Source organism: Rhodoblastus sp. (genome assembly GCF_052145335.1).
Lineage (GTDB): Bacteria > Pseudomonadota > Alphaproteobacteria > Rhizobiales > Beijerinckiaceae > Rhodoblastus.
Genome location: NZ_JBKQOU010000381.1, coordinates 1 through 6,279 on the forward strand (window position 1 = coordinate 1; position 6,279 = coordinate 6,279).

At 61.8% G+C, this 6,279-nt stretch carries 10 protein-coding genes; 3 read left to right on the top strand and 7 right to left on the bottom strand.

What is annotated here, in order from left to right; translation table 11 throughout:
• Positions 1–226, top strand: a 226-nt coding sequence (locus ACLP2E_RS22340) for a hypothetical protein (protein WP_442467171.1), incomplete at its 5' end; no start/stop codon positions are given.
• Positions 227–297: 71 nt separating this feature from the next.
• On the opposite strand, the gene ACLP2E_RS22345 is transcribed toward ACLP2E_RS22340, so the two are convergent.
• The 5 genes from ACLP2E_RS22345 to ACLP2E_RS22365 all read right to left on the bottom strand — a co-directional run bounded on the left by ACLP2E_RS22345 (position 298) and on the right by ACLP2E_RS22365 (position 2,847).
• Positions 298–843: a GNAT family N-acetyltransferase gene (locus ACLP2E_RS22345; protein WP_442464299.1), complete on the bottom strand. Its 546-nt coding sequence runs from the start codon at positions 841–843 to the stop codon at positions 298–300.
• A gap of 106 nt (positions 844–949) precedes the next feature.
• Complete coding sequence (locus ACLP2E_RS22350; protein WP_442464300.1) at positions 950–1,357, bottom strand: DoxX family protein; 408 nt, start codon at positions 1,355–1,357, stop codon at positions 950–952.
• A gap of 210 nt (positions 1,358–1,567) precedes the next feature.
• The gene (locus ACLP2E_RS22355) at positions 1,568–1,813 is read right to left on the bottom strand and encodes a hypothetical protein (RefSeq protein WP_442467172.1); all 246 of its coding nucleotides are present in this window, start codon (positions 1,811–1,813) and stop codon (positions 1,568–1,570) included.
• Between the two features lie 335 nt (positions 1,814–2,148).
• Positions 2,149–2,619: a hypothetical protein gene (locus tag ACLP2E_RS22360; protein WP_442467173.1), complete on the bottom strand. Its 471-nt coding sequence runs from the start codon at positions 2,617–2,619 to the stop codon at positions 2,149–2,151.
• Positions 2,620–2,643: 24 nt separating this feature from the next.
• Positions 2,644–2,847: a DUF3309 family protein gene (locus tag ACLP2E_RS22365; RefSeq protein WP_442467174.1), complete on the bottom strand. Its 204-nt coding sequence runs from the start codon at positions 2,845–2,847 to the stop codon at positions 2,644–2,646.
• Positions 2,848–2,995: 148 nt separating this feature from the next.
• Here ACLP2E_RS22365 and ACLP2E_RS22370 point away from each other — a divergent pair, with 148 nt between their 5' ends.
• Positions 2,996–3,685: a glutathione S-transferase family protein gene (locus ACLP2E_RS22370; RefSeq protein WP_442467175.1), complete on the top strand. Its 690-nt coding sequence runs from the start codon at positions 2,996–2,998 to the stop codon at positions 3,683–3,685.
• A 15-nt stretch (positions 3,686–3,700) separates the two neighbouring features.
• Here the strand turns inward: ACLP2E_RS22370 and ACLP2E_RS22375 are convergent, their stop codons facing one another.
• Positions 3,701–4,261 (bottom strand): hypothetical protein, encoded by a 561-nt coding sequence (locus tag ACLP2E_RS22375; RefSeq protein WP_442464305.1) that lies wholly within the window; start codon positions 4,259–4,261, stop codon positions 3,701–3,703.
• Positions 4,262–4,332: 71 nt separating this feature from the next.
• Positions 4,333–4,476: a hypothetical protein gene (locus ACLP2E_RS22380; protein WP_442467176.1), complete on the bottom strand. Its 144-nt coding sequence runs from the start codon at positions 4,474–4,476 to the stop codon at positions 4,333–4,335.
• 1,015 nt (positions 4,477–5,491) lie between these two features.
• Between ACLP2E_RS22380 and ACLP2E_RS22385 the strand changes: the two genes are divergently transcribed.
• On the top strand, positions 5,492–6,253 hold the full coding sequence (locus ACLP2E_RS22385; protein ID WP_442467177.1) for a hypothetical protein: 762 nt from the start codon (positions 5,492–5,494) through the stop codon (positions 6,251–6,253).
• Positions 6,254–6,279 lie beyond the last annotated feature (26 nt).

Here is a 6,279-nt window from a genome sequence, read left to right on the forward strand (position 1 = left end):
GGAAACGAATGGCGCCCAATCGCCGCGCCAGCCCGCCAAAAACGTGACGGCGCCGTTCGATCCGGTCCCCGAATCCCTGCCGCGTGGGGAACGCACTGTTCGCGCGAAGCCTTCTCCCCTTGCGGGAGAAGGTGGATCGGCGCTTAGCGCCGAGACGGCTGAGGGTGCGGCCGCAGGAACAGAAGCTGCAAGTGGACGCGTCAAGTCTGAACAACCCAAACGCTGAATCGCCCCCTCATCCGGCGCTTCGCGCCACCTTCTCCCGCAAGGGGAGAAGGGAAGCGCCCCCGGATTCAGTCAGGCGGCGTCCGTCCGCAAGGACATCTTGAGGTGGATGACATTGTCTTCGGACGTTTGAGTCATCGGCAACGAACTGGCCCTGAAAACGCCCATCATGCCCCGGTTGTGAGCCAGTACATCCGCCTCAAGCCGGGTAAAACCTCTTTCGCGCGCAATGCTGACAATGCGCTTCATCAGCAGGCTGGCGACGCCAAGACCCTGGTAGTCCTGCACGACGGTGAAAGCGACTTCGGCGCTGCGTTCGGGAGGCTCCGCCGCCACGGCAAAATAGCTGGCGCCGCCAATGACGATCTCGTCATCGCCCGATGGAATCGTGACCAGCAAGGATACGTCATGATCGAAGTCCATGTCGGTAATCCGGCTGAGTTCCGTATCCGAGACCGCTTTCTTGAGGCCAAAGAACCGCGAATGGATCGTGTCGCGATCCAGATGCATGAATGCTTGCCGGATCCGGGGACCGTCATCCGCATGGGCCGCGCGGACGGTAACCTCGGTCCCGTCCTTGAGGCTTTCCTTGAAGGCGTAATCTTGAGCGTCGAGCATGTTTCCACCTCCGGCAGGCTTGATCGACCGTAGTATTTTCTTATTCCGGTGACATTGATGCAAAACATCCCGATTGGCGGTTCAGCCGTGGCCGGGGCTTTAGTCGCTAAGGCGCCGAGGATGGCGATCTGCGTAAATGGGCGTCGAGGCTCCAGGCGCCGGGGCCGGCGAAGATCAGGTAGAAGAAGACGAAGCTGAACAGGATCGCCGCGTCGCCCTGGTTGAGCGCCGGCCAGAAGCTTTTCGGCGCGTGAACCAGGAAATAGCCGATGGCGATTTCGCCGGAGCAGATGAAAGCGGCGAAGCGGGTGAGGAGGCCCATGGCGATCAAGGCGCCGCCGACGACTTCGATGATCGCGGCGGCGAGCAGCAGCAAGGGCAGCGGATCCGGCGCGCCGGGCTGGGGCGCCGGAAAATGGAAAAGCTTCATCAGACCGTGCTCCATGAACAGCAAGGCGGTCACGATCCGCAGCACGGCGAGCGCGTGCGGCGACCAGGCGGCAAGTTTCGACATGGTTTTCCCCCTCTCGCTCGGGCGAAGCGCCGGGCGTCATTTCAAACGCATAAAGCTTAAGGATGGAAAGCGCCGATGGCAAACAAGGCTCGCCGGAATTCCATTGAGAAGCGCCGAGACGGGCCAAAGCCTGACCGCAGTTGCGTGGCGTCGCCCCCTTCTCCCGCGATCCCGCGAGGGGAGAAGGGAGCGCTTCGCCAATGCGCCGGCTTACTGCATCTGGCCGTTCTTGTTGTGGCCATGCATGCTTTCGCTTTCGCTGGTCCCGTTCTTCTTCGGGTCCGTCTGCTTTTGTATTTTGCTCTGCGGCGTTTTCGCCGAAGGCGACTGGTCGGCCCGCCTACCCATGCCGGCGCCATTCGGGTCGTCGTTGCGAGGCGGGGTTTGCGCGAAAGCGGCGGCCGAAACAAAAGTGAAAGCGCTCAGCGCGGCGATTTTGATCAGGTTCGATTTCATAGGCGTCTCCGATTGTTGTTGTTATTCCAAGGCCGAATAAACCGTTGAACCGACTGCTGGTTCCGGATCGGAATCATGGTGACGCTCAGCTGGATTTCCTTTCGCTTGGGCTCGGCGTGTCCGAAACTGGACAGTTTCATCGGCCGCCCCGGTGAAGTTGGCGGGCGCGAGTTACTCCGGCTTTGGACGCAAAAAACCCCGCATCCGGTTTTCACCGTGCGGGGCCCGTTCCATGGCGACTGTACATCCGAGCGCGCCTTGGAATTGGCGTCTTCATAGCCCGCGCTTGTGTCAAACTGATGTCGCCTTGAAGCTTCAACCCTCGGACGCTGTCGTCATCGCCCCGGTTCGCCCGCGTCCAAAATCCATGTGCGGTCGCAGAAGGCGACGTAGATGCGCTCCTGCCCCAGAGCCGCGCCGAGTTCGACCGCCAACTCATTGAGCATCGCCTCGATCGCCTCGTCGGGGAGATGGCCGAGATAGGCGTGGACCGCCTCGCCGGTGAACAAGGCCACGGGTTCGCGATCCGAGCCGACCGTGCCGTCGTCGCGCGGCCAGGCATAGGTCACCTCGGCCCGCGTAAACATGCCCGACAAGGCGGGCTGTCCAGCCTCGACGCGGCGCCTCATCCATGCGCGAGCCGTGCGCACCGCCTCCGAGACATCGAACACCCGACCTTCCGCGTCCCAGCCCTCGCGCAGACCGACGGTGATGCGGAAATCGCGTCGCGCCCCTTGCGAGCCGGGCACGACGGCGTAATCGCCGGGCTTTGGCGCAGCCGGTCCCGATCTGGTGAACTCAGGCATTTCTTTGGGCTCGTTTCTCGCCGCTCATCGGGTGATGGACGGCGCGCTCGCCGGCATCGGCGGCTGCGGCATGGTCAGCTCATCGACGATCCAGACCAGCAGGATGACGAGCAGCACGGCAGCCAGCAAACTGCCGAAGCCGCGCGGCCCCCATCCGGCTCTGCGCCCGTAAAAACCACCGCCGCCGAACAGGAGCAGCAAGACAAGAATCACAAGCAGGAGATTCATGTTTGTTCGCGCCCCGGGTGTGCCACACGACAACGCCGGCCCGCTGAAATCGATCCGCCACGCTTGCCCAATGCGTCGGATTCGCCATGCTTTGCGCTTCCGAGGGGCCTGCACTGTCGATGACGGGCGGCGGACGGGAGGCAGCGCGATGATCACCTTGTATTCCTACCCGAAACTGTTCGGCGTCGCTGACAACAACCCTTATGGCCTGAAAATCTTCGCCTTCCTGAAATTTTGTCATTTGCCCTTCCGGCACGAACACATCCTCGACCCGAGCGCCGCGCCGCGGGGGCAGTTGCCCTATATCTCGGACGATGGCGAGACGGTTGGCGACAGCGACGCGATCATCGCCTTTCTGATCGAAAAATATCACCTGGCGATCGACAGCTCGCTGAGCTTGGTTCAGCGCGACATCGCTCACATGGTCGACAGGATGCTGGACGATCTCTACTGGGTCATGTCTTATTCGCGCTGGAGCGACCCGGAATTCTGGCCTTTGTTCCGCGAAGCCTTTTTGGGCGCGCATCCGCAGGTGAGCGCCGAAGCGCTCGAGGCGGCGCGGAAATACAATCTCCAACGTTACCATTATCAGGGCATTGGGCGGTTCGAGCCGCACGACGCCTACAAGCGCGGTCTTGCCGACCTCGAGGTTCTGGCGCGATTGGTCGGCGACCGCGATTTTGTCTTCGATGGGCCGACGAGCATCGACGCCGCCGCATACGGCTTCCTGGCCAATATCCATTTTTACGAGATCGAAACGCCGCTCAGGCAATTCGTGCGGTCGCAAGCCAATATGGCCCGCTATTGCGAGCGGCTTCATGAGGCGGTGACGGCGTGACCGGCTTCGCGCGTCTTAGCGTTCGCGGTCGAAAAACGCCTTCTCCTGGGCGTTCTCGGCCTGGTCGTCGCATTTCGCCAGCGGCGCGCGGACGAGCCGGAAATGCTTGTCGTCCTCGACAAAGGGCGCCCCTTTCGCCGGACCCTGGCCAAATGTCGACAGGCTTAGGAGAACAACATCCTTGTTCTCGATCGTAAGCGTCGCGTGGCCGCCGCCTTCCCCTCCGCAAATCGCCGGCTGGTCCAGTCTCGCGGGCAATTGCGCCGGGGTGCAATCGGCGCCGGCCGCCAGCGCCTGGGGTTGATCGCGCATGTTCAGGCCCAGGCGAAGCTGAAAGCCGTAGCCGCCGACGGAATCGACGGCGACGAGCAGGCGAACCGCCGTGATGCGCTGGAAATGATGGGTCGCAAAATAGGCCTGGTCATAGGTGCGCGTGAAACAGGCGAAGGTCTTTCCCTCGATTGGCTTCCTACCAGCGAGAACCGTGACGAATTCGCCCGGCTCCGCAGCTTTCGCCGATGAACAGGCGACAAGTCCCGCAAGACAGGCCAAAATCGCAAACGCCCAATTTCGCATTGCTCTTCCCTTCCCGCGCCAAAAACCTTCCCCGCGATTCTCTGGCGAAACCATAAGGGTAGAAGCGGCCGTCAGGAATAGGCGTATGGGCCGCCCTTATCGAGCGCCCGCAGATAGGCCGGGCGGGCGTGGATCGCGCCGAGCCAGGCCTTGAGCTTGACCCGGCCGCCGAGACCGGCGCGCTGGGCCGCCGTTTCCACCGGAAAACTCATCATCACGTCGGCGCCGGAAATCTCGGAGCCCGCGAACCAGACAGGATGCGAGTTGCATCATTCCTCGGACGGATTGGCGCATCCCCTGCTTCGCTTGCCTGTGGCGGAAGCATACCCATTTTCTCTTTCCTGGCCCTATATTGAACCGAGAGGCGACCATGGCTGCCGACAGCAAGAAGACGCGCGTGACCAAGCCAAAAACGCCTGCGCCCCAAAAACCCGCAAAGCAAGGCGGAACGGAGCAGGAATACGACGAAGTGACGGAAGCGTCGATGGAGTCTTTTCCCGCCAGCGATCCGCCGGCCTGGACGCGAAGCGGGCCGAGCGAGACGCCCCGCAGCCCTAAAAAAGCGTAACCGGGGCTGCGCCGTTGACGCGACGTAAAATGATTTCGGAGCGTTCGCTTCGTTCAGCGCCAGTTCTGCACCCGCTCCTCGAAGTCCTGCACCACTGGCCACGCGAAAACCGCCGTAAACTCAAGCCGGAAGCGATCATCAGGGGATCGCTGTTGGTCGGGCCGATCAGCGCGGTGGTCAGGCCCGCCGCCAGGCACAAGGGCGTCGTACCGCAGGCGTGCCGGAGCCTCGGCCTGGGCTCTGCTGCTCATGGGCTTCGCGGGCCTTGCCTTCGCGGGTCATCGCCGCGCCAGGAACCGCGCCGTCGCCTGATTATTCGAAGCGTGCGAAGAGGCGGGCGGGAGCAATCCCGCCCGTTTTCTTTTTATGCGTTGTTCAGCACGCCCATCACAAATGCGATGGATGGTCAGCGTTGCTGGAAGGGCTCGCGGCTGCGGGCGTCTCTACGTCAGCCAAGCAGATCGCCTTCCGTTTGCCGCCGCTTACTCTAATTCGCCGCTTTTCGCTGGGCGGGAAGCTTGACAGTTCGAGAGGTTCAAAATAGCAATGTATACTCCGCTTATTTACGACGGAAATAGTTAATATAGGGCGGAAATAGTTAAACAACTTTTGGTGTCCCTGTGCTCGCGCACGGGGGCGGGGGTAACTGGGGGTAATGAAATATGAAAATTAAATCGGCTATCATCGGCGGGTTGGCGCTCGCCTTTTCCATGGGCTCCGCCCATGCGACGCAATTCGTGAAAAACGGGGATTTCACCGAGCTTACCAGCGGCCTCGGCCAGTTGGGCTACGACACAGCGGCGACCCATTGGGCCACCACCGGATACAATTACGTTTTCACACAAGCAGACAAGTCCGTGTATGGTTCATATGGCGCCTTGTCCTTGTGGGATCAGGCCAACCGCGGCGCCAGCACCTGGGACGGATTGACCAAGAGCGGAACCGGCAATTTCGTCGCCATGGACGGCGACTTCGAGACCGGCGCCCTGACACAGACGATTTATGGCCTTCATGTCGGCCGGACCTACACGTTCAGCTTCAACTACGCCTTCAGCCAGCAGTACGGCTTCGGCCAATCCGTGACGGAAGACCTGTCTGCAAGCCTCGGGTCCTCAAGTGTCACGCTCCCGAACGCCTTCACGAATTGCGACGGCAACGGGAACAACTGCACCGGCGGATACCTCAACGCGGAGCACGGCTTCTCGGGCTGGTCCACCTATTCCACGACAATCACGGCCACCTCGACGAGCGAGGTGCTGTCGTTCCTCGCCGGCGGCAGCAAGCAGGTTCCGCCCTTCGCCCTTGTTAGCGATGTCTCGGTGACCGGCGTGCCGGAACTGTCGACCTGGGCCCTGATGCTCATGGGCTTCGCCGGCCTCGGCTTCGCGGGTCATCGCCGCGCCAAGAACCGCGCCGTGGCCTGATTGTTACAAGCGTGAGATAACGACGG

Bases quoted from the DNA above. Each gene is read 5' to 3' on its own strand.
- ACLP2E_RS22345 (WP_442464299.1), bottom strand. From the start codon at position 843: ATGCTCGACGCTCAAGATTACGCCTTCAAGGAAAGCCTCAAGGACGGG.
- ACLP2E_RS22375 (WP_442464305.1), bottom strand. From the start codon at position 4,261: ATGCGAAATTGGGCGTTTGCGATTTTGGCCTGTCTTGCGGGACTTGTC.
- ACLP2E_RS22365 (WP_442467174.1), bottom strand. From the start codon at position 2,847: ATGAATCTCCTGCTTGTGATTCTTGTCTTGCTGCTCCTGTTCGGCGGC.
- ACLP2E_RS22370 (WP_442467175.1), top strand. From the start codon at position 2,996: ATGATCACCTTGTATTCCTACCCGAAACTGTTCGGCGTCGCTGACAAC.
- ACLP2E_RS22355 (WP_442467172.1), bottom strand. From the start codon at position 1,813: ATGAAATCGAACCTGATCAAAATCGCCGCGCTGAGCGCTTTCACTTTT.
- ACLP2E_RS22360 (WP_442467173.1), bottom strand. From the start codon at position 2,619: ATGCCTGAGTTCACCAGATCGGGACCGGCTGCGCCAAAGCCCGGCGAT.
- ACLP2E_RS22350 (WP_442464300.1), bottom strand. From the start codon at position 1,357: ATGTCGAAACTTGCCGCCTGGTCGCCGCACGCGCTCGCCGTGCTGCGG.
- ACLP2E_RS22385 (WP_442467177.1), top strand. From the start codon at position 5,492: ATGAAAATTAAATCGGCTATCATCGGCGGGTTGGCGCTCGCCTTTTCC.
- ACLP2E_RS22380 (WP_442467176.1), bottom strand. From the start codon at position 4,476: ATGATGAGTTTTCCGGTGGAAACGGCGGCCCAGCGCGCCGGTCTCGGC.